At 70.7% G+C, this 21366-nt stretch carries 19 protein-coding genes; 11 read left to right on the forward strand and 8 right to left on the reverse strand.

What is annotated here, in order from left to right; all coding sequences use genetic code 11:
- Positions 1 to 306 precede the first annotated feature (306 nt).
- Positions 307 to 534, forward strand: a complete 228-nt coding sequence (locus ACIPEK_RS37520; protein ID WP_402005806.1) for a hypothetical protein — start codon at positions 307 to 309, stop codon at positions 532 to 534.
- A 439-nt stretch (positions 535 to 973) separates the two neighbouring features.
- Here ACIPEK_RS37520 and ACIPEK_RS37525 read toward each other — a convergent pair whose 3' ends face one another.
- On the reverse strand, positions 974 to 1303 hold the full coding sequence (locus tag ACIPEK_RS37525; protein WP_402005808.1) for a hypothetical protein: 330 nt from the start codon (positions 1301 to 1303) through the stop codon (positions 974 to 976).
- 144 nt (positions 1304 to 1447) lie between these two features.
- Between ACIPEK_RS37525 and ACIPEK_RS37530 the strand changes: the two genes are divergently transcribed.
- From ACIPEK_RS37530 to ACIPEK_RS37540, 3 genes are all read left to right on the forward strand, one after another.
- Positions 1448 to 1924 (forward strand): DUF6643 family protein, encoded by a 477-nt coding sequence (locus ACIPEK_RS37530; protein WP_402005811.1) that lies wholly within the window; start codon positions 1448 to 1450, stop codon positions 1922 to 1924.
- A gap of 258 nt (positions 1925 to 2182) precedes the next feature.
- Positions 2183 to 2791 (forward strand): hypothetical protein, encoded by a 609-nt coding sequence (locus ACIPEK_RS37535; RefSeq protein ID WP_402005814.1) that lies wholly within the window; start codon positions 2183 to 2185, stop codon positions 2789 to 2791.
- Positions 2792 to 2944: 153 nt separating this feature from the next.
- Entirely contained in the window at positions 2945 to 5383 is a 2439-nt protein-coding gene (locus ACIPEK_RS37540; RefSeq protein WP_402005817.1) for a right-handed parallel beta-helix repeat-containing protein, read from the forward strand.
- Here ACIPEK_RS37540 and ACIPEK_RS37545 read toward each other — a convergent pair.
- On the reverse strand, positions 5353 to 7662 hold the full coding sequence (locus tag ACIPEK_RS37545; protein WP_402005896.1) for a hypothetical protein: 2310 nt from the start codon (positions 7660 to 7662) through the stop codon (positions 5353 to 5355). The two genes, ACIPEK_RS37540 and ACIPEK_RS37545, sit on opposite strands and share 31 nt — an antisense overlap.
- Positions 7663 to 7935: 273 nt before the next feature.
- On the opposite strand from ACIPEK_RS37545, the gene ACIPEK_RS37550 reads away from it, so the two are divergent.
- The 4 genes from ACIPEK_RS37550 to ACIPEK_RS37565 all read left to right on the forward strand — a co-directional run bounded on the left by ACIPEK_RS37550 (position 7936) and on the right by ACIPEK_RS37565 (position 11483).
- On the forward strand, positions 7936 to 8772 hold the full coding sequence (locus tag ACIPEK_RS37550) for a DeoR/GlpR family DNA-binding transcription regulator (protein ID WP_402005820.1): 837 nt from the start codon (positions 7936 to 7938) through the stop codon (positions 8770 to 8772).
- A 65-nt stretch (positions 8773 to 8837) separates the two neighbouring features.
- Complete coding sequence (locus ACIPEK_RS37555; protein ID WP_402005823.1) at positions 8838 to 9290, forward strand: SRPBCC family protein; 453 nt, start codon at positions 8838 to 8840, stop codon at positions 9288 to 9290.
- 114 nt (positions 9291 to 9404) lie between these two features.
- Positions 9405 to 10901 carry an SDR family oxidoreductase gene (locus tag ACIPEK_RS37560; protein ID WP_402005826.1) on the forward strand — a complete coding sequence of 499 codons (1497 nt, stop codon included), beginning with the start codon at positions 9405 to 9407 and terminating at the stop codon, positions 10899 to 10901.
- A 102-nt stretch (positions 10902 to 11003) separates the two neighbouring features.
- Positions 11004 to 11483: an SRPBCC family protein gene (locus tag ACIPEK_RS37565; RefSeq protein ID WP_402005829.1), complete on the forward strand. Its 480-nt coding sequence runs from the start codon at positions 11004 to 11006 to the stop codon at positions 11481 to 11483.
- Between the two features lie 38 nt (positions 11484 to 11521).
- Here ACIPEK_RS37565 and ACIPEK_RS37570 read toward each other — a convergent pair whose 3' ends face one another.
- Positions 11522 to 12655, reverse strand: a complete 1134-nt coding sequence (locus ACIPEK_RS37570; protein WP_402005832.1) for a PLP-dependent cysteine synthase family protein — start codon at positions 12653 to 12655, stop codon at positions 11522 to 11524.
- Between the two features lie 208 nt (positions 12656 to 12863).
- Between ACIPEK_RS37570 and ACIPEK_RS37575 the strand changes: the two genes are divergently transcribed.
- Together ACIPEK_RS37575 and ACIPEK_RS37580 are read left to right on the forward strand one after the other, a co-directional pair.
- Entirely contained in the window at positions 12864 to 13181 is a 318-nt protein-coding gene (locus ACIPEK_RS37575) for a hypothetical protein (protein ID WP_402005835.1), read from the forward strand.
- A gap of 184 nt (positions 13182 to 13365) precedes the next feature.
- A complete protein-coding gene (locus tag ACIPEK_RS37580) occupies positions 13366 to 13887 on the forward strand; it encodes an ATP-binding protein (RefSeq protein WP_383078953.1) in 522 nt (173 codons plus the stop codon).
- Between the two features lie 63 nt (positions 13888 to 13950).
- Here ACIPEK_RS37580 and ACIPEK_RS37585 read toward each other — a convergent pair whose 3' ends face one another.
- From ACIPEK_RS37585 to ACIPEK_RS37595, 3 genes are read right to left on the reverse strand one after another with little or no spacing between them, the layout of a single operon-like run.
- Positions 13951 to 16521, reverse strand: a complete 2571-nt coding sequence (locus ACIPEK_RS37585) for an ABC transporter permease (RefSeq protein WP_402005837.1) — start codon at positions 16519 to 16521, stop codon at positions 13951 to 13953.
- A gap of 4 nt (positions 16522 to 16525) precedes the next feature.
- Positions 16526 to 17317: an ABC transporter ATP-binding protein gene (locus tag ACIPEK_RS37590; RefSeq protein ID WP_402005840.1), complete on the reverse strand. Its 792-nt coding sequence runs from the start codon at positions 17315 to 17317 to the stop codon at positions 16526 to 16528.
- A complete protein-coding gene (locus ACIPEK_RS37595; RefSeq protein WP_402005843.1) occupies positions 17314 to 17604 on the reverse strand; it encodes an SHOCT domain-containing protein in 291 nt (96 codons plus the stop codon). Before ACIPEK_RS37595 ends, ACIPEK_RS37590 begins: the two co-directional genes overlap by 4 nt.
- A gap of 201 nt (positions 17605 to 17805) precedes the next feature.
- On the opposite strand from ACIPEK_RS37595, the gene ACIPEK_RS37600 reads away from it, so the two are divergent.
- A complete protein-coding gene (locus tag ACIPEK_RS37600; protein WP_402005846.1) occupies positions 17806 to 18375 on the forward strand; it encodes a TetR/AcrR family transcriptional regulator in 570 nt (189 codons plus the stop codon).
- Positions 18376 to 19102: 727 nt separating this feature from the next.
- On the opposite strand, the gene ACIPEK_RS37605 is transcribed toward ACIPEK_RS37600, so the two are convergent.
- Positions 19103 to 19690: a histidine phosphatase family protein gene (locus ACIPEK_RS37605; protein ID WP_402005848.1), complete on the reverse strand. Its 588-nt coding sequence runs from the start codon at positions 19688 to 19690 to the stop codon at positions 19103 to 19105.
- Between the two features lie 403 nt (positions 19691 to 20093).
- Positions 20094 to 21308, reverse strand: a complete 1215-nt coding sequence (locus ACIPEK_RS37610) for an ROK family protein (RefSeq protein ID WP_114243126.1) — start codon at positions 21306 to 21308, stop codon at positions 20094 to 20096.
- Positions 21309 to 21366 lie beyond the last annotated feature (58 nt).

Here is a 21366-nt window from a genome sequence, read left to right on the forward strand (position 1 = left end):
CCGCTACATCATCTGGCGAAACCGCAATGCCGACAACCGGCACCTACGCGCCGTCGTGGACAGGGCAAACGTTGCCTGATCCGGCACTAGCGAAGCGCCACGCCTGTCGCACCGGCCGCTGCAGACGCGGACGCACTCCGGTTTCGGGCCGAACTCGACCACGACACGGTCATTGTGATCGTCCGCCGGGTCCGCACCGCCGGCCGCAGTTCCGGCAAGCACGCGAGATCCTCAAACCCAACATGGGCCCGGTCCACCTGGCGATCTGCCGGAAACACTGCGACCCACAGCACTGAGGAGCAACGAATGACCCACCGCCCCGACCTGACGCGCTACTCCTACGACAAGTCGGACCAGGAGATGCTCAACGTCGGCTGGCCGGCGCTGGAGCACGGCCTGACGGACGCGTACCTCAACGCTCCGAACGACAGGAAGAGGCCGGGCCAGCCGTCCTTGAGGCGGCTGAACGCCTCAGCGAGGGCGGCTCTGCGGTCGGGCCGGGCGGAGGTGAGGTCGGGGGGCTCCAGGATGTAGCGGGCCAGGACATACACGGAGTCGTCGGGTTCTGGGCGGCCCGTGGCCTCGGCAAGCAATGTGGCGAGGCTGTTCTGGCAGGCGATCCAGACATGACGGGCGCAGGCGCCGAGGGCCGACGTACCGCCACCAGGTCCATACGGCGCCGGAACTCCCGGGAAGAAGCGCCAGGTCGCGAAAATTGGACAGCGGTGGTGCGGATCAGGGTCCGGGCTTGAACATGTCGGCAATCGGCAGGTACCGGCGCCAACGCCGCCCGAAGAGGGCCAGCAGCACCAGTATCGCCACCGCGACAAGCCCCCGAAGCTACGTCGGGCAGATTCAGCAGGGAGACAGTGATGGCTCCGCCGGCAATCACCACGACGGTAACACCCACGAGCATTGGCTCACGGTCACGTACGGGTTCAAGGTCCGCAACCGATCCGACCGGCAGCAGGGTTCAGACCTTGCCGCTCGCGTAGTGCTCCGCGATCGTCGCGACCAGCCGCGCCAACTCCTCCAACGCGTGCTGCGGATAGTGGCCGTGCAACTTCGCCTCAGCGATGCGGAGCTGGGCGACCACCTGACCGGCATGGCGCCGCAGGTCTGCGTTCGGAGGGGAGAAGGACGGCACCGACCCACGCCTGCGGTAAGCCGTCAGCACTTCACGATCACGGGAGGTGACGATGTCACCGTAAGGTTCCAGACGCTCGGGGTCGAAACCCTCCGTCCTGGCGAGTGCCACGCGGGCGTCGCCCTTGCAGCCCATCCACCACTTCTCGTCAGCCATGGGGCCCTCCAACGAAAAATCCCCTGCTGTTAACGGAAGCTTTAACGATGTTTTGGCAGGTCAGGCGGACAGAACCAGCGTAAAACGGATGACCCTAAGATTGGGACTCCCCAACCAGCACATCGTGGGCTTAACTTAGGTGTCATGACCTCCCCCCGCTCCACCTACGGCGGCGGCTACTACGCCGCACCGTCGTTCCCCGAAACTCCGATCTACGACTCCCTGGTCGCGGAGCGGGGCACCCCTCAGATCGCTCCGATCCGAGTGCCTGCCGTCTATGACACCGGCAACAGCTATCTGCCGGCTCTCCCGGCAGCGCTGCCGGCTCTTCCCGCGGCGCCTTCCCAGCCCAGTCCGTCGTACGGCTACCAGCAGCCGGCCCAGCAAGGCTATGCGCCGATGCAGCCCGCACAGCTGCAGCACGCCCCGGCGCCGTACATCCCGCAGCAGCCGACCGCGGCCCGTGGCGGGTACCAGGCGCCCTATCCGCCGCAACAGCAGCAGCGGCCGGCGCCCGGCACCGGTTACGAGGCGATGCGTCCGGCGTCACCGCGCCCCGCCCCGGCACCCTCGCCCTACGAGGACCCGTACGACCGCCCGCACCAGGGCCGGGGGTACTGAGCCGGGAATCGCTCGCAGTCGCACGAGGTCGTCGTCGAGCCATGGGGACTCGACGGCGACCTCGGTGTTCCCGCACCGGCAGCGCTGCCCCTCGGTCGCGCGCGCCCCGGACGGACCGTCAGCCCGGACCGGTGGGGCAGGGGAACTCACGGGGGCGGTCCCCGCGTTGGCCAGGGTGAGGTTGCTCTCTCTTCGCTGCTCCGGCGAGCGAAGCATGCCGTATCAGGTTAAGACGGATACGGAAGGGGGTGCAGGACTGTGCGAGCGGTTACGGGAGTGTGGCGTTGGCGGCGCAATCCCCTGCGCCGCGCCACTGACCGGCGCGAGGCATGGGTGGCTCTTGTCGCGCTGCTTCTCATGGTGCTGGCGGCACCGGCAGTGGGCTGGGTGTGCGGTTCGCTCACGGACGACGCCCTGCAGAAATCGGTGCGGGCCCAGCAGGCCCAGCGTCGTACCACGACCGCGGTCGTGGTACGCCGGGCCCCGGGAGCATCACGTCTCGTCAGCGATCCCGAAGTGTCCTCGGAGCGCACTACGCAGACCTCGGTGGTGGCGCGCTGGAAGGCCCTGGACGGCACGGACCGTCGCGGTACGGTGACCACCTCTTCCCGCAAGACGGATCCCGGGGCCGTGGTGAAGATCTGGACAGACCTCGACGGCCACCCCGCGCTGCGGCCCATGGACGCTCCGACGGCTCATACGCATGCGGCGCTGGCCGGGCTGGGGGCGATGCTGCTCGCCGTCGGACTGGTCGAGGGCGGCCGGCGCCTGATCGTCTGGCGCATGGTGCGGGGGCGGTACACCAGGATCGACCGAGCCTGGGCGAAGGCCGGTCCGGACTGGGGCAGGACCGGGACCGGCAGCTGATCAGCTGCCGGATCGGGTCAACTCCCGCCCGCCGCGCGCGCTACGGTGGACCGGCCCGCCCGCTTCCTCGGCGGGCGGGCCCGGGGTTCGTCGCTGCCGCAAGGCCGGTGACACGGGCATCACACACGCACGAGGTGGGGGCACAACAGCGCCATGGCACAGGGCACGGTCCAGGTGACGCACACCGGCACATCGCGGTGGCGGCGCCGCACAGGCGAATACGCCTCCCTCACCGCAGCCCTGGAGGCCGCGGCGGACGGTGATGTCCTCACCGTCGCGCCGGGCACTTATCGGGAGAATCTGGTCCTGCACCGCGCGGTGACGCTGCGCGGCCCCGAGGGCTCGGTCGGTTCCGTTCGGATCGCACCGGTCGACGGCGTACCGCTGACCGTCCGTGCCTCCGCCGTCGTCACGGACCTGCATGTGGAGGGTCAGGACTCGACGGCCCCGGCGCTGCTCGTCGAGGACGGCGCACCGGAGCTCGCGGATCTGCGGATCGTCACGCGTTCGGCCGCCGGGATCGAGGTGCGCGGTGCGGCCCGGCCGACCGTACGCCGCTGCACGGTCGACAACCCGGCCGGGGTCGGCATCGCCGTACTCGACGGTGCGGGTGGGGTGTTCGAACAGTGCGAGGTCGTCTCGGCCGGCCAGTCCGGTGTCTCGGTACGTGACGGTGCGCATCCGCGGCTGGAGCGCTGCCGGATCCACCATGCATCGGGTGCGGGGCTGAGTGTCACCGGCGAGGGCAGCGGTCTGGAGGCCGTCGGCTGCGAGGTGTACGAGATCAAGGGCAGTGGGATACAGGTGACCGCTCGCGCGGCCGCCCACCTCACCGACTGCACGGTGCACCGCACTTCGGCGGACGGGGTCACGCTCGACACCGACGCCGTACTGACACTCGCCGACTGCGACATCCACGACATCCCGGAGAACGCGGTGGATCTGCGTTCCCGTTCGGTCCTCACCCTGACCCGCTCCACGGTGCGCCGGTTCGGTCGCAACGGTCTGTCGGTCTGGGACCCCGGCACCCGTGTCGACGCCAACCAGTGTGAAATACATGACAGTACGGGCGATTACCCGGCGGTCTGGGTGAGCGACGGGGCGACCGTGATACTGGACTCCTGCCGGGTCCACGACGTACCGGACGCCATCTTCGTGCTCGACCGGGGATCGCGCGCCGACGTGGTCGACAGCGATCTGTCCCAGGTCCGCAATACCGCGGTGTCGGTGAGCGACGGGGCGACCGCCCAACTCGACGACTGCCGCATCCGTGAGGCGTCCACCGGCGCCTGGTTCCGCGACCACGGCAGCGGCGGCACGCTGAACAACTGCACCATCGACGCCGCGCAGACCGGAGTGATCGTCACCAAGGGCGCCGACCCGACGATCGAGCGCTGCACGGTCACCTCCCCCGCCGAGGCAGGTTTCTACGTCTCCGCCGAGGGCCGCGGCACCTTCCACAGCTGCCGGGTCACCGGAAGCGAGGGCTATGGCTTCCATGTGATGGACGGCTGTCGTACGACTCTGACCCGTTGCCGTACCGAGCGGTGTGCCCGCGGTGGATACGAGTTCGCCGAAGGCGGCTCCGCCCACGGCGACGGCACGGGAGCGGGGCCCGTCGTGGAGGACTGCACGAGCGACGAGAGCGCGCTGCGCTCCCCCGCTCCCCCGGCCCCGACCGTGCTGACGGCGACCCAGTCGGCCCCCGGGCTGCTCGGCACGATCCCCGGGCCGCGTGCCGTGGAGCCCGCCCCGGCCGAGGTGCCAGCCGCCGAGCCGGTACGCGCGTCGGACGCCGTCCTCGGGGAACTGGACGCGCTGGTGGGCCTGGACAGCGTGAAGCGGGAGGTGCGCGCCCTCACCGACATGATCGAGGTCGGCCGCCGGCGTCAGGAGGCCGGGCTCAAGGCCGCGTCGGTCCGTCGCCATCTCGTCTTCACCGGCTCCCCCGGCACCGGCAAGACCACCGTGGCCCGGCTTTACGGCGAGATCCTCGCCTCGCTCGGGGTGCTGGAGCGCGGACATCTGATCGAGGTGTCCCGCGTCGATCTGGTCGGTGAGCACATCGGCTCCACTGCCATCCGCACCCAGGAGGCATTCGACCGGGCGCGCGGCGGGGTGTTGTTCGTCGACGAGGCCTACGCCCTGTCACCCGAGGACTCCGGCCGGGACTTCGGCCGGGAGGCGATAGACACACTCGTGAAGCTGATGGAGGACCACCGGGACGCGGTGGTCGTCATCGTCGCCGGGTACACCCATGAGATGGAGCGGTTCCTCACCGTCAACCCCGGTGTGGCGTCCCGTTTTTCCCGGACCATCACCTTCTGCGACTACGAGCCCGCCGAGCTGCTGCGGATCGTCGAGCAGCAGGCCGACGAGCACGAGTACAGCCTGGCGTCCGGGGCCGGGGAAGCACTGCTGAAGTACTTCACGGAGCTTCCCAAGGGCCCGGCCTTCGGCAATGGGCGGACGGCTCGGCAGACCTTCGAGTCGATGGTGGAGCGGCATGCGGGCCGGGTCGCCCAGCTCGCCGAGCCGAGCACGGACGACCTCACGCTGCTCTACCCGGAGGATCTGCCGGAGCTCCCCTGAGCCCGCGGGGTGTCCTGGGCCCCCTCCCCGTCGGCCTGGCGCGGCAGGACCGGTGCCAGCCGGTCCAGCAGTGCGGCCCGCTCCTGGGCGAAGACCGGGTCGGCCTGGTAGTCCGAGTGCCCCAGAACGGGTTCGGGCAGCGGATGTTCGGGGGTGCGCCCGTAGACCAGGGGGTCCTTCAGCGGCCCCCGGTCCACCTCTGGCCCCGGTCCCTCGTCGAGCCGGACCCGGCCGCCGATCGGGTCGGTGGCCCGCCAGAGGTTGCGCCAGCAGTGCACGGACCGGTGCAGTCCGTGCAGCGGTGCGGGGCCGAAGTAGGCCGGGAACCAGCGCGCGTACAGTCGCTCGATCGGCGAGCCGTAGGTGAGCAGGGCGACCCGGCTCCTGGTCTCGGCGGACAGCTGCCAGACCGCGGATGCTGCGAGGACGCTGCCCTGGGAGTGGCCGGAGATGACGAGCCTGCCGCGGGTTCGTCCGGTCCAGCCGGACATCCGTGACGCCAGATCGGGGACGGCGCGCTCGGCGTAGCAGGGCGGTGCGAAGGGGTGGGCGGCGCGGGGCCAGAACGTACCGACGTCCCAGAGGATGCCGATGGTGCGCCGGGCGGAGGCGTCGCGGTAGGCACGCCGTCCCCAGGTGACGAAGAGTATGAAGCCGAGTCCGACCATCCAGGAGCCGGTCGACTGGGCCGCTTCGGCCACGGACTCGACGAACGGGCCGCTTCCCTCCATCGCGAGCCCGGGCACTTCACCGCTCGCCCAGGCCCCGCCGACCGCCGCCGCACCGAGCAGCAGCGTGGCGCCGGAGACCGGGCCGAGGATCCAGGGCGCGGAGTCGGTGAGGGCTGCCGTGGCCCGGATCCGGGCGATCTGCCGGGACCGGGCGGGGTCCGGCCGCTCCTGCCCGTACTCCCGGTCGACCTCGGGTTCCAGGGCGCGGGCGGCGAGCCAGGTGCGTACGAGCAGCAGAAGGCCGGGGACCGCCAGCAGCACCAGGAGCACGGGGATGACCGAGGCCTGCCAGCTGAGCAGCACCGGCGGTCCCTCGATGACGGCGTTCCGGCCCATGCCCGGGGTGCCGGAGCCGTCGAGCCAGTCGGCGACGCGCTGGGCTACCCCGCCGGTCATGACGCCGCCGAGAGCGCACGCGAGCATGGCGACGGCCGGTCCGCCGAGTCCGTACATGACGGTGCGGGGTTCGGGGGTCCGGCGGTACAGGCCCAGCGACACCACCGCGAGGACGACGACGAGCGCCGCCTGGCCGAGCGTGAGGACACTGAAGGCGACATCGCCGGGCAGAGCGCCCGCAGAGGCCCAGGCGGGGCGCGACCAGGCCGCGTACACCGCGGCGAGGGCGAGCAGGGCCAGGGCGGCGCCGGGCAGATAGGTGATGAGGGCATGGTCGAGCCGGTTGTCGAGACGTCGTTCGCTACGGCCGCGGCGGCAGACGACCCAGAGCACCACGAGCGCGCCCAGAACCAGCGCCGCCTCGATCAGCCTGCCGAGGATCTCGGGTACGGGGCCGGTGACTGCGCGGTCGTGGCGGGCCGCGGCGCCCGCGACCGATGCGGCGACGGTGAGGAATCCGGCGGCGGTGTGGGCGGCGCGCAGCCGGGCGACCAGCCGGCGGCCGTACCAGAATCCGGGCCGGCCGAGAGCCGGGCGGCCACCGGCCGCGATGCCGGAGGTGTTCAGGTCGTGAGCGGTCTCGGTGTCGACGTCGTCCGGTTCGGATCCGGTGAGCGGGCGCTGCGATTCGTACGCGCTCCATGTCCGGTTGGACAGGACCCAGAGCAGCCCCACCAGGGCGGTGGGCACCAGGGAGGCAAGGGCGAGCCTTCGGCCCGGCTGGGACCACCAGCCGCCCTGTGCCGTCGACAGGAAGCCGAGCCAGGAACGCTGGTTCGAGCAGTCCGGCACGCCCGCGCATTGCCAGGCCGTCAGATCGAGCGCGACCTCGCACGCCGCCGCGGTCAGCAGGACCGTGAGGCTGAGCGCCACGAGCCGGACGAGGACGCCGTACAGGCGCACCGCGCGGGTACGGCCCCGGGCGGTGGGGCGCATCCAGTGGGCGAGGTTGACCACCATGAAAGGGAGCAGCAGCAGCCACAGGGCACGGGAGCCGTTGCCGGATGTCAGGTTGGACCAGCAGTAGGCCTCGGCGATGGGCCGGTCGCGGTACCGCTCCGGGTGCTGTTCGGCGTCCATGTCCCCGGCGCGGCGGTAGATGGCGGCGGTCGCGTCGCCGGTGACCCGGACCGGACGCGGATCGTCGAGCATTTCCTGCGGGGTGGCTCCGCCCACGCCGTGGACCAGCAGTTCCAGCGCGGGCCCCGGACTCTGCGGGGCCTGGGTGACAGGTGGCACTGGATTGACTCGCTCTCTCGGTCGTGGGGGGAGTGCTGATGCACGGTCACCAGAATCATGGAGGAGGGCCGGTGTACGCACCGCTCTCACGGAATCTCCCCAGTGCGACGGCCGACGACACCGCGTGGCAGGATGACCCCGTCCGAAGAGACTGTTGTACGGCCAGAGGGAAGGACCGGACCGGCGTTGAGCGAGAATCAGAACCTGCTCGCGGAGCAGCGGCGCGCCCTGATCCTCGACGAGGTACGCAGGCGTGGCGGGGTCCGGGTCAATGAGCTGACCCGCAAGCTGAGCGTCTCCGACATGACTGTCCGCCGGGATCTGGACGCGCTGGCCCGCCAGGGTTTGATCGAGAAAGTGCACGGCGGGGCCGTTCCGGTGGTCGAGGCCAGCACGCACGAGCCCGGTTTCGAGGCCAAGTCGGCTCTGGAGCTGACCGCCAAGGAGGACATCGCGCGGGCGGCCGCGGCGATGGCGGTGCCCGGCAGCGCCATCGCGCTCTCCGGCGGTACGACGACGTATGCGCTCGCCCAACAGCTGCTGGACGTACCGGATCTGACGGTGGTGACCAACTCGGTGCGGGTCGCCGATGTGTTCCACTCCGCGCAGCGGTCGGGGGGTGCGGGCGGGGCGCGTACCGGGGCGGCCACGGTGGTGCTCACCGGTGGGGTGCGGACCCCGTCGGACTCGCTGGTCGGCCCGGTCGCCGATCAGGCGATCGCCTCGCTCCACTTCGACGTGCTGTTCCTCGGGGTGCACGGGATCTCGCTGGAGGCCGGTCTTTCGACGCCGAATCTGGCGGAGGCCGAGACCAACCGCCGTTTCGTCCAGTCGGCGCGGCGCGTGGTGGTGGTCGCCGACCACACCAAGTGGGGCAAGGTGGGTCTGAGTTCGTTCGCGACTCTGGAGCAGGTGGACACGTTCGTGACGGACGCGGGTCTGTCGGCCGCGGCCCGCGAGGAGATCGAGGAGCATCTTCCGGGCCTGCTGGTGACGGGGCGCATCGCGGACGCCGACTCCTGAACCGTGGGCCGGTACGTGGCTTCCGCTCAGCTCGCGATGGGCGGTGCACGGCCTAGGCTCGTGCTGTGGCCGTCTTCCGGATCGAGCGCTTCACGCCCCTGCCCGCAGCCGAGTCCTGGCGCCGGGTGACGGACTGGGAGCGGCACGCGGCGCATGTACCGCTGACCACGATCACTGTTCCCACGGGGCTGCCGACCCGGATCGGAACCGTCTTCGTGGCACGCACGGGTGTGGGGCCGCTGGGGTTCGACGATCCCATGGAAGTGGTGCGGTGGACACCGCCCGCAGCCGGGCGCGCGGGGCTGTGCCGACTGGAGAAGCGCGGTTCGCTGGTGCTGGGCCGGGCCTCGATCGATGTGTATCCGACAGATTCCGGATCGCATGTGGTGTGGGTGGAGGAACTGACTGTCCGGCTGCTGCCGCGATGGGCTGATCCGTTGCTCGCCGGAGCAGGCCGCCGGGTCTTCGGCCGGGTGCTGGACGGCATACTGGACCGTCCGGCGCGGCCGCATCCGTAGGCGGCCGCGGTTGCGCGGGGCCGGTGGCGGTGCGGTGGACCCGGGTACCCGCGTGCCGCCGTTCGGAGTGCTCCACCGGGCCCCGTACGGCGGTCCGGTGGAAGACTCGGGCGGGTGACCGAATCCTCCGGTGGTACGCAGCTGCGTTGTCTGGTGACCGGTGCTTCCGGGTACATCGGCGGCAGACTGGTGCCCGCACTCCTCGACGCCGGCCACCAGGTGTGCGCACTGGCCAGGACCTCGCGGAAACTGCGTGACCACCCGTGGGCGGACCGGGTCGAGGTGGTCGAGGGCGATGTCTCCGACGCCGCCTCGGTGCGGGCGGCGATGCGGGACATGGATGTGGCGTACTACCTGGTGCACGCGCTCGGCTCCGGACCCGGATTCGAGGAGACGGATCGCATGGCGGCCCGAATCTTCGGCGAGCAGGCACGGGCGGCGGGGGTCGGCCGGATCGTCTATCTCGGGGGGCTCACTCCGGCCGGGGTGCCTGAACGGGAACTGTCACCGCATCTGCGGTCGCGGTCCGAGGTGGGGCGCATTCTGCTGGATTCCGGGGTGCCGACGGCCGTCCTGCGGGCTGCGGTCATCATCGGATCGGGCTCGGCATCCTTCGAGATCCTGCGTCATCTCACCGAACGGCTGCCGGTGATGATCACCCCGAGCTGGGTGCGCACATCGATCCAGCCGATCGCGGTACGGGACGTGGTGCGGTATCTCGTCGGATGCGCCGACTTGCCGGCCGATGTGAACCGTACGTTCGACATCGGCGGCCCGGACGTCATGACGTACCGGGACATGATGCAGCGGTACGCCGCGGTCGCCGGGCTGGCCCACCGAGTGATCCTCCCCGTGCCGGTGCTCACCCCGGGACTCTCCAGTCTCTGGATCGGCCTGGTGACACCGGTGCCGCCCTCCATCGCCCGGCCGCTGGCCCAGTCGCTGCGCCACGAGGTGGTCTGTCACGAGCGCGACATCGCCCGGTACGTACCCGATCCGGCCGGCGGCATCATCGGCTTCGATCAGGCGCTGCGGCTGGCGCTCCAGCGGATCAAGGATGCCCGGGTCGACACCCGTTGGTCGTCCGCGGCAGTGCCCGGTGCCCCCAGTGACCCGTTGCCCACCGACCCCGACTGGTCCGGCGGCAGTCTCTACAGCGACGAACGGGAACTCACGGTGCCGGTGGCGCCGGAAGCGCTCTGGCGGGTGATCGAGGGCATCGGCGGCGAGAACGGCTGGTACTCCTTCCCGCTGGCCTGGGCCGTGAGGGGCTGGCTCGACCGGATCATCGGTGGCGTCGGGCTGCGGCGCGGGCGGCGGGACGCGCAGCGACTGCGGGTGGGCGACTCATTGGACTTCTGGCGTGTGGAGGAAATCGTTCCGGGTGAGCTGCTGCGGCTGCGCGCGGAGATGCGGCTGCCCGGTCCGGCCTGGCTCGAACTGTCGGTGGACCGGAACGAGCAGGGGCGGACGGTCTATCGACAACGGGCGCTGTTCCATCCGCACGGACTGCTCGGTCACGCCTACTGGTGGAGCGTGTGGCCGTTCCACTCGGTGGTGTTCGGCGGTATGGCCCGCAACATCACCGCAGCCGCACGGGCGGTCCCGTAGCACTCTGCCGCGTCATGCCCTTGCGGGCAGGGACATCTGACGATACGCCAGCTATGGTGTGCGCAACCCCGCCCGCCGCCGGCCGCACGGGAGGTGCGATCCGTGAAACGCCGACTCCGTTCCGTGGACCTCGACTTCATCGAGTCCGCTCCACTGCGACTGGTCTTCGCCGCCGAGGTGTCCGCGCCTCCCGAGGTGGTCTATCGTGCGCTCGCCGATGATGTGGCGGGCTGGCCCAGCTGGTTCACCTCGGTGACTGCGGCCCGGCCCACCGAGGCCGGCGCAGGTCGCGAGGTCCGGCTCAGGGGCGGCACGGTGTTGCGCGAGACGATCATCGCGACGGCACCCGGCGAGCGATACGTCTACCGAGTCGACGAGTCGAACGCCCCTGGCCCGCAAGCCCTGTTGGAGGAGTGGCGGCTCACCCCGGCCGGTACCGGGACGCAGGTGCAGTGGACGTTCGCCGCGGACGGTTCCGCACCCTTCCGGTTCGCGCTGCGGCTGGGCCGGTCAGGGATGGGCCGGGCTTTCCGGAACGCGGTACGCAATCTCGACAGGCGGCTGGCCGGGCCCGCGGCCTGAGAGCGGCCGCGGACCGGGTGCGCCGCGTCCCGTCCGGGCTATCCGGGCCAGTTGCCGTCGGCCAGGAAGGAGTCGATGGTTTCCGTGTACGGGGCGATGTCCAGGCCCTGTTCGGCGAGCCAGCTGTCGGAGTAGTACTTGTCGAGGTAACGGTCGCCCGGGTCGCAGATCAGGGTGACGATGCTGCCGGTGCTGCCCTGCTCGACCATTTCGGCGACCAGTTTGAACGCGCTCCACAGCCCGGTGCCGGTGGAGCCGCCAGCCTTCCGGCCGATGGCCTTCTCCAGGGCGCGCACGGCCGCGACACTGGCCGCGTCCGGCACCTTCATCATCCGGTCGATGGCCCCGGGCACAAAGCTCGGCTCCATCCGAGGCCTGCCGATGCCCTCGATCCGGGAGCCGCAGTCACTGGTGGCCAGGGGGTTGTGGTGGGTCCAGCCGTCGAAGAAACAGGAGTTCTCCGGGTCGGGCACACAGATCCGGGTGTCGAACTGCATGTAGTGCACGTAGCGGGCAATGGTGGCCGAGGTGCCGCCGGTTCCGGCCGTGGCGACGATCCACGTCGGCTCCGGGTAGCGCTCCAGTCCGAGCTGCTGGTAGATCGACTCGGCGATGTTGTTGTTCCCGCGCCAGTCGGTGGCCCGTTCGGCGTAGGTGAACTGGTCCATGTAGTGGCCGCCGGTGTCGGCGGCGAGCCTGGCGGACTCCTCGTACAACTTCCGTGAATCGTCGACGAAATGGCAGCGGCCGCCGTGGAATTCGATCAGGCGGCACTTCTCGGGGCTGGTGGTGCGGGGCATCACGGCGATGAACGGCACACCGATCAGCTTGGCGAAGTACGCCTCCGAGACGGCCGTCGAACCGCTGGACGCTTCGATCACCGGCTTGCCCGGCCGGATCCAGCCGTTGCAGAGCCCGTAGAGGAAGAGCGAGCGGGCCAGCCGGTGCTTGAGGCTCCCGGTGGGGTGCGTCGACTCGTCCTTGAGATAGAGGTCGATGCCCCATGCCTCGGGCAGCGGGAAGCGCAGCAGATGGGTGTCGGCGGAGCGATTGGCGTCGGCCTGGACCTTGCGTACGGCTTCCTTGAGCCAGGCCCGGTACTCGGGGTCGGAGCGGTCGATGTCGATGGTCGCCGTGGCCCGGCCGTCGTCTCTGTGCATTGCGGTGCCCATCAGCGCGTTCCTCCTCGTGTCGCCGTCACTCTCCACCGTCAACGATATTCCGTCTACCTGCACAAACGTTCGCTTTGATGGTCCATAGCCCTGCCTTGGTGCTGGCGGGCGGGGCAGCTGTGACATCGGCCCGGGACGCGGCCTGGCGCGTCGGCCCCGGCTTGTGCAGACTGCCCATCAGAAGCGTTACGAAGGGGGCGAAGCAGTCATGCCGGAAACGGAGTTCAGTGCGACGGGGGTACGGATCGAGCGGTGGGCCCGTTCGCTCACGAGGGCGGGGCAGGTGATCGTCAAGGACGGCAGGCTGGCTCTGCTGACCAGTTACGGCCGGGAGATCGACAGCGCCCCGGTGGGGGCGGTGAGCGCGGGCAGGCCGTGGTTCGCCGGAGCCGGTGCGGCCGTGGCGCGCCTCAACGGGACGCGGTACCGGCTGACGATGGGGCAGCGCAACCACGGTCCGGACGAGGCCGCGCCGGCCCACAGATTTCTCGAGACGCTGCGCAGTGCGGGTGGCCGGATGATCTGACGGGGCGCCGCCGGTACACCGCGAGTTGCGGAGCCGTGCCCCCTGAGCGACATTGGTCACACGTCACTCGTGGTTTACCGGCGGTGACATTGTGATTCGCACCGCCGGAGCTGAATCAGCAGCCAGTCATCTGCTGGATCGTTCCTTCGTCTTCTTCCGGACCTATTTCGGGGAGTCGCAAGCCGTGATCAGCGAGCCGAGCAGGCACTGCACGGTGGAGCTCCAGGCCCTGCCGTCGCGGATCGGTCAGGTCCGCAGAATCGTTTCGGCGCAGCTGCGCTACTGGCATCTCGATCCTCTGATCGACCATGCGGCGCTCGGCGTCACCGAACTGCTGACCAATGTCCACCGGCACGCCCAGCCGGACAAGTCATGCACCGTCGAGATCGAGTTGCTGCTCGAACGCCTGACGGTGTCCGTCCACGACCACGACCCACGGCTGCCGACCGTGCGCGAGGCCTCTGCGTCCAGTACGTCGGGGCGCGGGCTCGCGCTGATCGCCGCGGTCAGCGAGAGTTGGGGGGTCTGCCCGAGGGGCGGGGCCGGGAAGGTTGTCTGGTTCACTCTTCCGGCGCCTTCCCTGTTCGCCGCGCAGCCGCTGCACGCGGTGTACGGGGCAACCACTGACGGGCCTTTCGAGCCGGACACCGTGACGTACCTGGAGAGCCGGACACCTTTCGTCGCGCGGTCGTCGGTGATCGGCTAGCAGCGCCGGCGGAAGGTGGCGCGGGACACCGGACGGTGCCCCGCTCCACCTTCCGCTGGCGCGCTATTCAACGGCGATCGCGCGGAGCACGTCCAGCCGTGCCGCCCGACGGGCGGGCCGCCAGCCCGCCAGCGCCCCGGAGGTGATCCCCACGAGGGCCACCACCAGGAGCCGCAGTGGCGGCAGCACGAAGGCGAAGGCGGTGTCTCCCGTGCCCGCGGACGCCTTGACCAGCACCCAGCCGAGGACGCCGCCGAGCAACAGGCCACCCGCCGTGCCGAACGCTGCGACCAGTACGGATTCCCAGCGGACCATGGACCGCAGCTGGCTCCTGGTCTGTCCGACGGCCCGCAACAGGCCCAGCTCCCTGGTGCGTTCGTGAAGCGCCAGGCTCAGCGTGTTGGCGATGCCCAGCAGCGCGATCAGTACGGCGAGTGCGAGCAGGGCGTAGACCAGTGTGAGCATCATGTCGATGCCGCCGGCCGAGGACTGCGCGTACTCGCTGCGGGTCTGTACGTCCGGGTTGCCGTACGCCGCCGCGGTCTTCGCGACCGCCGCTTTGCCGTCGGCGGTGGTGACACCGGGCTTGAAGGAGACGGCGATCAGCGAGTCGGAGTCCTGCGCACGGTGCGGGGCCCAGGCCAGGCGGGTGATGATGTAGTCGCCCGCCAGTTCCGACCGGCCGTAGACGGCACGGACCGTGAAGTTCTGCTGCGTGCCGTCGGTGAAGGTGAGCCGTGCGGTGGAGCCGGTGTGCAGACCGCGCTTGCCGGCCTCCGTGTCGGACACGGCGATCCCGTTCGCGCCCAGCCCCTTCAGCGATCCGTCGACCCGGCCGAGGTCGAAGACCCTGCCGAGCGCGGCCGGGTCGGTGACGGTCAGCGCGCGTCCCGCACCGTCGACCTCCGCGACCCCCTTGCCGAGACCGACGGCGGTCGCGACCTCCGGCAGCCGGTCGACGGCCGGGGCCAGCCGGGGGCTGAGGCCGCTGCCGCCCGCCCCGAAGGCGGGAGCGCTGATGGCGACGTCGCCCGCGAAGGAGCGGTCGACCGTCCGGTTCATGGTCGCCTTCAGGGAGGCGCCGAAGACGGTGAAGAGGGAGACCACGGCGACGCCGATCATCAGTGCGGTCGCGGTGGACGCGGTCCGCCGGGGGCTGCGCAGGGCGTTGCGCCGGGCCAGTCGGCCCGTGACACCGCGCAACCGGTCGAGCGGGGCGCCGAGGATCCGAACGGCGTACGAGGAGGCGACCGGTCCGAGCACCACGAACGCGGCAAGTGCCGACACCGCACCGGCGGACGACAGCCGGACGGACACATCGGCCAGGGTGCCGGTCAGGATGGTGCCGAGGGAGGCCACCAGCAGCACGAGCCCGGCGAGGGCACGTGTCCGGGACGTCGCGGAGTCGTCGACAGCGCTCTCGCGCAGAGCGGCGAGCGGAGCGGTGCGTCCGGCCCGGACGGCGGGCAGGAGGGCGGAGCCGAGGCAGACGAGGACGCCGACGGCGAGCGGCACCAGCAGGGAAACGCCGCTGATCACCAGCGCTCCCTCGGGAAACGGGAATCCGACGGCGGGGAAGAGCACCTGCAGTCCGGCGGCGATGCCGATACCACCGGCCAGACCGGCGGCCGAAGCGATCACACCGACCGCGGCCGCCTCGACGAGGGTCGAGCCGACGACCTGCCTGCGGGAGGCGCCGAGGGCGCGCAACAGGGCGTTCTCGCGGGTCCGCTGGGCGACGACGATCGCGAAAGTGTTGTGGATGGAGAAGGTGGCGACCAGCAGCACGATCCCGGAGAACACCAGCAGCAGCGTGGTGAACACGCTCAGGAAGGCACCGGAGATCATGTCCCGGTTCTCGGCGGCCGATGCCTGTCCGGTGATGGCCTCGACGTCCTTGGGCAGTACAGGGCGCAGTGCGTCGACGAGCTCCTGCTGGCTGGTGCCGGGGCCTGCGCGCACCTGGATGGCCGATGCCTCGCCGGGCTTCGGCGTGAGGTACTTCTCGGCATCGGCCTGCGTCATGGCGGTGTAGGTGACCTGGCCCATGCCGTCCTGGCCGCCGAAGGTGGCCAGCCCGACGATCGTGACGTGCACGGGGTCGGGGGTGCGCAGCACGGTCGTGTCGCCGATCCCGAGCCCGCCCCGGTCGGCGGTGCCGCGGTTGATGACGACCTCACCGGGCGCGGACGGGGCGCGTCCGGCGGCGAGCCGGTACGGATTGAGCTTCGGGTCGTCGATCCAGTTGCCGGCGAGGGTGGGCGGCCCCTGACCGCCGATGGGTTTGCCGTCGGAGCCGATGAGCTGGCCGGCGCCCTGGATGTCGGGGGCCGCCGCGGCGACGCCGGGGGTCTGCTCGATCCTCTTCACGAGTGCGGTGCTCACCGGCTGCCGGGTGCCCTGGGACTCACCGGCGACCGTGACCACATCGGCACTGCGCACGACGGCGTCGGTACCGGCGGTGGCGTCGCCGAACATGGTGTCGAAGCTCGCGCGGAGCGTGTCGCCCATGACGAGCGTCCCGGTGAGGAACGCGACGCCGAGCAGGACGGCGACGAACGTACCGGCGAAGCGGCGCTTGTGGGCGCGGAGCGAGGAGATGCTCAGGCCTACGGAGGCCCGGGTGCTGGTCATGTCGTCACCGCCTGCGTGACGGGTGGGGGGCGAAGGACTTGAAGCGGTCGAGCACGCGCTCCGCCGTGGGATCGGGCATCCGGTCGACGAGCCTGCCGTCGGCGAGGAAGACGACCTCGTCGGCATGGGCGGCGGCGACCGGGTCATGCGTGACCATGACGACCGTGCGGGCGGTCTGCCGGACGGTTCGGCCGAGCAGCCGGAGCACCTCCTGGCCGGCACGGGAGTCGAGGTTGCCGGTCGGTTCATCGGCGAAGACGACATCGGGACTGCCCGCGAAGGCCCGCGCCACCGCCACCCGCTGCTGCTGCCCGCCGGACAGTTCGCCGGGCCGGTGGTGCAGCCGGTCCCGCAGTCCGACGGTGTCGACGAGTGCGTCGAGCCACTCCGGGTCGGGTCGCTCCCCGGCGAGATCCAGAGGGAGGGTGATGTTCTCGGCGACGGTGAGCGTCGGCAGGAGGTTGAAGGACTGGAAGACGAAGCCGATGCGCCGCCGGCGCAGCAGGGTGAGTCTGCGGTCGTCGAGGGCACTGATGTCGGTGTCGCCGATGAAGGCGGAGCCGGAGGTGAGGGTGTCGAGTCCCGCCGCGCAGTGCATCAGGGTGGATTTGCCGGAGCCGGAGGGCCCCATGATCGCGGTGAAGCGGCCGGCCGGGAAGTCGACGCTCACCGCATCGAGGGCCCTGACCCGGGTCTCGCCGGTGCCGTAGAGCTTCACGGCGTCGACGACCCGGGCAGCGGAGGCGGCAGAGGTGGACGTGGGGGTGGGCTCGGAGGTGGGGACGGTGGTGGTCACGCCACTCCTCCCTTGCTGCCGCGGCCGAACTGTTCGTCGAGTACGGAGAGCCGGCGCCAGTACTCGTCCTCGTCGACCTCTCCGGCCGCGAAGCGGCGGCCGAGCAGGGTGATCGGTGACGCTTCGGCGGGTGCTTCCTGGGTGGTACGGGCCTGCCAGGGGCCTCGTCGGCCGCGCCGGACGGTACGGCGCAGCAGGGTGACGCCGCCGATCACGACGGCCACCCAGAAGAGCGGGAAGAGGAGGATCCAGGGTCCGGGTCCACCGCTGTACGCCAGGGTGTTCATCTCGGTCAACTCCCTCGGTTCAGGGTTCGCGTTCAGGTTTTCCTGACGATTCCGAGCCTGGCCCCGGGAGGGGGTCCGAGTCGTCGTACGGCCAGCGGCCGTGCGCGTACCCCCTCGGGAGTACGTGGCGGATCTGCGGCTGCTCCCGTCGGCAGGCCGACATCACTGAATTCTGTACCTACTAGTATGTACAGTCGATTCATGAGCACTCCTGTCCGTCTGATCGAAGCCACCCAGGAGCTCCTGTGGGAGCGCGGCTATGTGGGCACCAGCCCCAAGGCCATCCAGCAGCAGGCGGGCGCGGGCCAGGGCAGCATGTACCACCACTTCGCGGGCAAACCCGATCTGGCGCTCACGGCGATCCGTCGCACGGCCTCGCAGATGCGCGAGACGGCCGGGCAGTTGTTCGACGGCCCGGGAACGGCGTACGCGCGGATCTCGGCATATCTCCTGCGCGAGCGCGATGTGCTGCGCGGCTGCCCGGTGGGCCGGCTGACGATGGATCCGGATGTCATCGCCAGTGACGAGTTGCGCGCACCGGTCGACGAGACGATCGGCTGGTTGCGCGGCCGGCTCGCCGAGATCGTCCAGGAGGGCCTGGACCAGGGCGAGTTCACCCGTCCTCTGGTTGCCGAGGACGTGGCGGCGACGATCGTCGCGACGGTGCAGGGCGGCTATGTGCTGGCCCGTGCCTCCGGTTCGGCGGACGCCTTCGACGCGGGCGCGCGTGGACTGCTCTCGCTGCTCGCCCCCGGTGACACCGCCGCCTGACACTCGAGGAGCACAACACACATGCACATCACGGGGAACCGCCCCGACACCTCCGCCTGGCCGGCCGGGCATTTCAACGGCACCGTCCGGCTCGACGAGATCGTGGCACCCCGGGCTCCCTCCGGCTGCCGCGCCGGAGCCGTCCACAACCGTGAGCCCTGCCGGGATGTACTTCCCGCCGCTGAGGACGATGACGGGCTGACCATCGCGGTACTCGATCGTCAGTGTGCCGATGTCCTCAGGCTTGAGCTGGTCGGTCGGGATGAGTGCGGGTTCGGTTGCCTCGGTCGGGAGCTTGATCGGGGCCGGTCCCTTGGCGTTGGGCGTGGTCCCTGACATGTCGTCTCCTCGCTGGCCGACGCGCCGCCTACCTGGTCAGAGCGTTGCAGGTCAGCGACACGAGGCGGAACGACCGGGAATCGACAGAGTGGCGCAAAGGAACCACCTGTGCGAGCCCTGACCAGGTCCGTGCGAGTGCGGCAGGGGTGCAGCGGGTCGACGGGCGTCTCCGTAGGGCTCTGCCCATCGACGGCGTCGGAAGTCGCGTGGGCAAAATGCACCAACTATCAGGCAACGTCGACCCACCGACCAGCGGAAACATAAAAGCCCCCGTCTTCACCGCCGCTACGAACGCAAGGCCGAGCACTTCCTTGCCTTCGCTGGCATCGCCGCGGCACTCATCTGCCTCCGGCGCCTCTCGCCTCAGAGGTGACGCGCCGGGCCAGCGCTAAGGGACGTTCCAGGCGGAGATGAAGGGCTGCCCGTCCTCGGCGGCCAGTAGGCTGAGAGTGCCTGGATGCGGGTGGCCGAGCATTCGGCTCGCGGACGCGTCGAGGCCGAGCCAGCGCACGGTGAGTACTCGGGCCAGGTGGCCGTGCGCGACGACGGCGACGTCACCGTCGCTCAGCCATGGACGGATGCGGTCCAACACCGCGTCCGTGCGCGCGGCCACCTGCGCGAGCTGCTCACCGGGGTGGTCGGCGTCGCCGGGAACGACGCCGTCCCGCCACAGGTCCCAGTCCGGCCTCGACTCGCGGATCTGCTCGGCGGTCAAGCCCTCGTAGCCGCCGTAGTCCCACTCCAACAGATCGGGATCGGGCTTGGCGCCGGTCAGGCCGGCCAGCTCGGCCGTCCGCATGGCGCGACTCAGCGGACTGCTGAACACGGCGACCAGACGGCGGCGGGCCAGCCTCGGAGCAAGAGCCCTGGCCGCAGCCTTGCCGACGTCGGTCAGCGGAACGTCGGTCCGGCCAGCGTGCTGGCCCGACAGGCTCCACTCGGTCTGGCCGTGCCTGATCACTATCAGCTCACCCATAGCCACGCACGCTATCTGATCTTGTGGCACGCCGAAACGGCTTCCTCGCCTTCGCCACCGTCGCCTGCCTCTCGCCATCCGCTGGGGGCTCACCAAATGAGATGGCTTCCTATTGGAGGAGCAGAGCCGCCGGTGGGATGGCCCTGCTCCTCCTCCGTCGGCAGGCGCGGACCGCACCTAGCTCCCGGGCATCTGCGGGGGAACAGAAGGGGCCGGTACGGGGTCTTCTCCTTCGCGGACGACGAACGCAATGCCAGTGCATTCGCGTCGGTACCGCCTGTGGTTACTGCGGGCCGCATGGCCTAGAGAGGCGTCGGGTGGGTAACGCAGCACGGGCTTTCGCGTGGAGGACGTCTTCGGTCCTGGCCGATGGTTGAGGACAGTGCGGCCGCCCGAGGCCCCGTCACGCAAGCGCGGCCAGCGGATCGTCCAGCACCGGCTGCCAGGCCAGTTCCGCCGCCCCCACCAGACTGTTGTGGTCGAGCGTGCACGGCAGGATGGGCACACTGCCGCTGCGCCCCCACAGGCTGCGGTCGGCCACCACCGCACGCAGCCGCTCCGGATCCGCGTCGAGCAGTGCGCGGTGCAGTCCGCCGAGGATGATGCGATCGGGGTTGAGGATGTTGACCAGCCCGGCGAGCCCGAGGCCGAGCCGGTCGATCAGCTCCTCGGCCGCGCCCCGTACCGCCGCGTCCTCGTACTCCGTACGCAGCAGATCGCCGGCCTGCTTGAGCAGCGACTCCTCCGGACCGGGTTCGCGACGGGCGGCGATGAGGAAGGCCAGCGGGTCGGTCTCGACGTCCAGGCAGCCGCGGCCGCCGCAGTGGCACGGGCGGCCCTCGGGGTTCACCGTGAGATGGCCGACCTCCAGCGCAAGTCCCGAACTCCCGGTGTGCAGACGGCCGTCGAGGACCAGGGCACCGCCCACGCCCCGGTGACCGGTGGCCACACAGAGCAGATGCTGGGCACCGCGCCCGGCACCGTGCCGGTGTTCGGCGAGCGCGGCGAGGTTGACGTCGTTCCCGGTGAACGCGGGTCCGGGGATGCCCGCTTCCCGTACACAGGCGGCGAAGATCTCTCGCACCGGGGCGCCCGCCGGCCAGGCGATGTGCAGCGGGTTGAGCGCGGTGCCCTCCGGTTCGGCGACCGCGGACGGCACCGCGAGGCCCGCACCGACACAGCGCAGTCCGCTGTCCCGCAGCAACCGGGCACAGTCGTCGACCACTTCGCCGATGACCTGCGCCGGGTCCGCCGTGACGGTGACGCAGCCGGGGGCGGTGGCGACGAGCCGTCCGCCGAGCCCGACGAGCGCGGCCCGGAACCCGTCGGCGTGCACCTGCGCGGCGATGGCGACGGGCCCGGACTCCCGGATGGCCAGCCGGTGCGAGGGGCGGCCCTGCGAGCCGGCGGCGGAGCCCGGCCGGGAGTCGACCCGGATCAGGCCGAGTGCCTCCAGTTCCGCGGCGACCGCACCGGCCGTCGCCCGGGTGACCCCGAGCTCGGAGGTGAGGACGGCACGGGTGGGCGCGCGTCCGGTGTGGACCAGTTCCAGCGCGGGTCCGAGCGCGCTGCGGCCCCTCTCCAACTTTGTCCGGGTGGTGGTCACCTTGCCGTTCATGGGGGCGAGTCTCCCATGATCCGGGGGTGCCGACGACGCCCCGGTGGCGCGCTTGTGC

This window comes from Streptomyces sp. NPDC088246 (genome assembly GCF_044741025.1).
Lineage (GTDB): Bacteria > Actinomycetota > Actinomycetes > Streptomycetales > Streptomycetaceae > Streptomyces.

Coding starts and splice junctions, on each gene's coding strand:
- ACIPEK_RS37585 (WP_402005837.1), bottom strand. CDS start 16,521: ATGACCAGCACCCGGGCCTCCGTAGGCCTGAGCATCTCCTCGCTCCGC.
- ACIPEK_RS37530 (WP_402005811.1), top strand. CDS start 1,448: ATGACCTCCCCCCGCTCCACCTACGGCGGCGGCTACTACGCCGCACCG.
- ACIPEK_RS37545 (WP_402005896.1), bottom strand. CDS start 7,662: ATGCTCGACGATCCGCGTCCGGTCCGGGTCACCGGCGACGCGACCGCC.
- ACIPEK_RS37520 (WP_402005806.1), top strand. CDS start 307: ATGACCCACCGCCCCGACCTGACGCGCTACTCCTACGACAAGTCGGAC.
- ACIPEK_RS37575 (WP_402005835.1), top strand. CDS start 12,864: ATGCCGGAAACGGAGTTCAGTGCGACGGGGGTACGGATCGAGCGGTGG.
- ACIPEK_RS37595 (WP_402005843.1), bottom strand. CDS start 17,604: ATGAACACCCTGGCGTACAGCGGTGGACCCGGACCCTGGATCCTCCTC.
- ACIPEK_RS37600 (WP_402005846.1), top strand. CDS start 17,806: ATGAGCACTCCTGTCCGTCTGATCGAAGCCACCCAGGAGCTCCTGTGG.
- ACIPEK_RS37610 (WP_114243126.1), bottom strand. CDS start 21,308: ATGAACGGCAAGGTGACCACCACCCGGACAAAGTTGGAGAGGGGCCGC.
- ACIPEK_RS37525 (WP_402005808.1), bottom strand. CDS start 1,303: ATGGCTGACGAGAAGTGGTGGATGGGCTGCAAGGGCGACGCCCGCGTG.
- ACIPEK_RS37570 (WP_402005832.1), bottom strand. CDS start 12,655: ATGGGCACCGCAATGCACAGAGACGACGGCCGGGCCACGGCGACCATC.
- ACIPEK_RS37540 (WP_402005817.1), top strand. CDS start 2,945: ATGGCACAGGGCACGGTCCAGGTGACGCACACCGGCACATCGCGGTGG.
- ACIPEK_RS37605 (WP_402005848.1), bottom strand. CDS start 19,690: ATGGGTGAGCTGATAGTGATCAGGCACGGCCAGACCGAGTGGAGCCTG.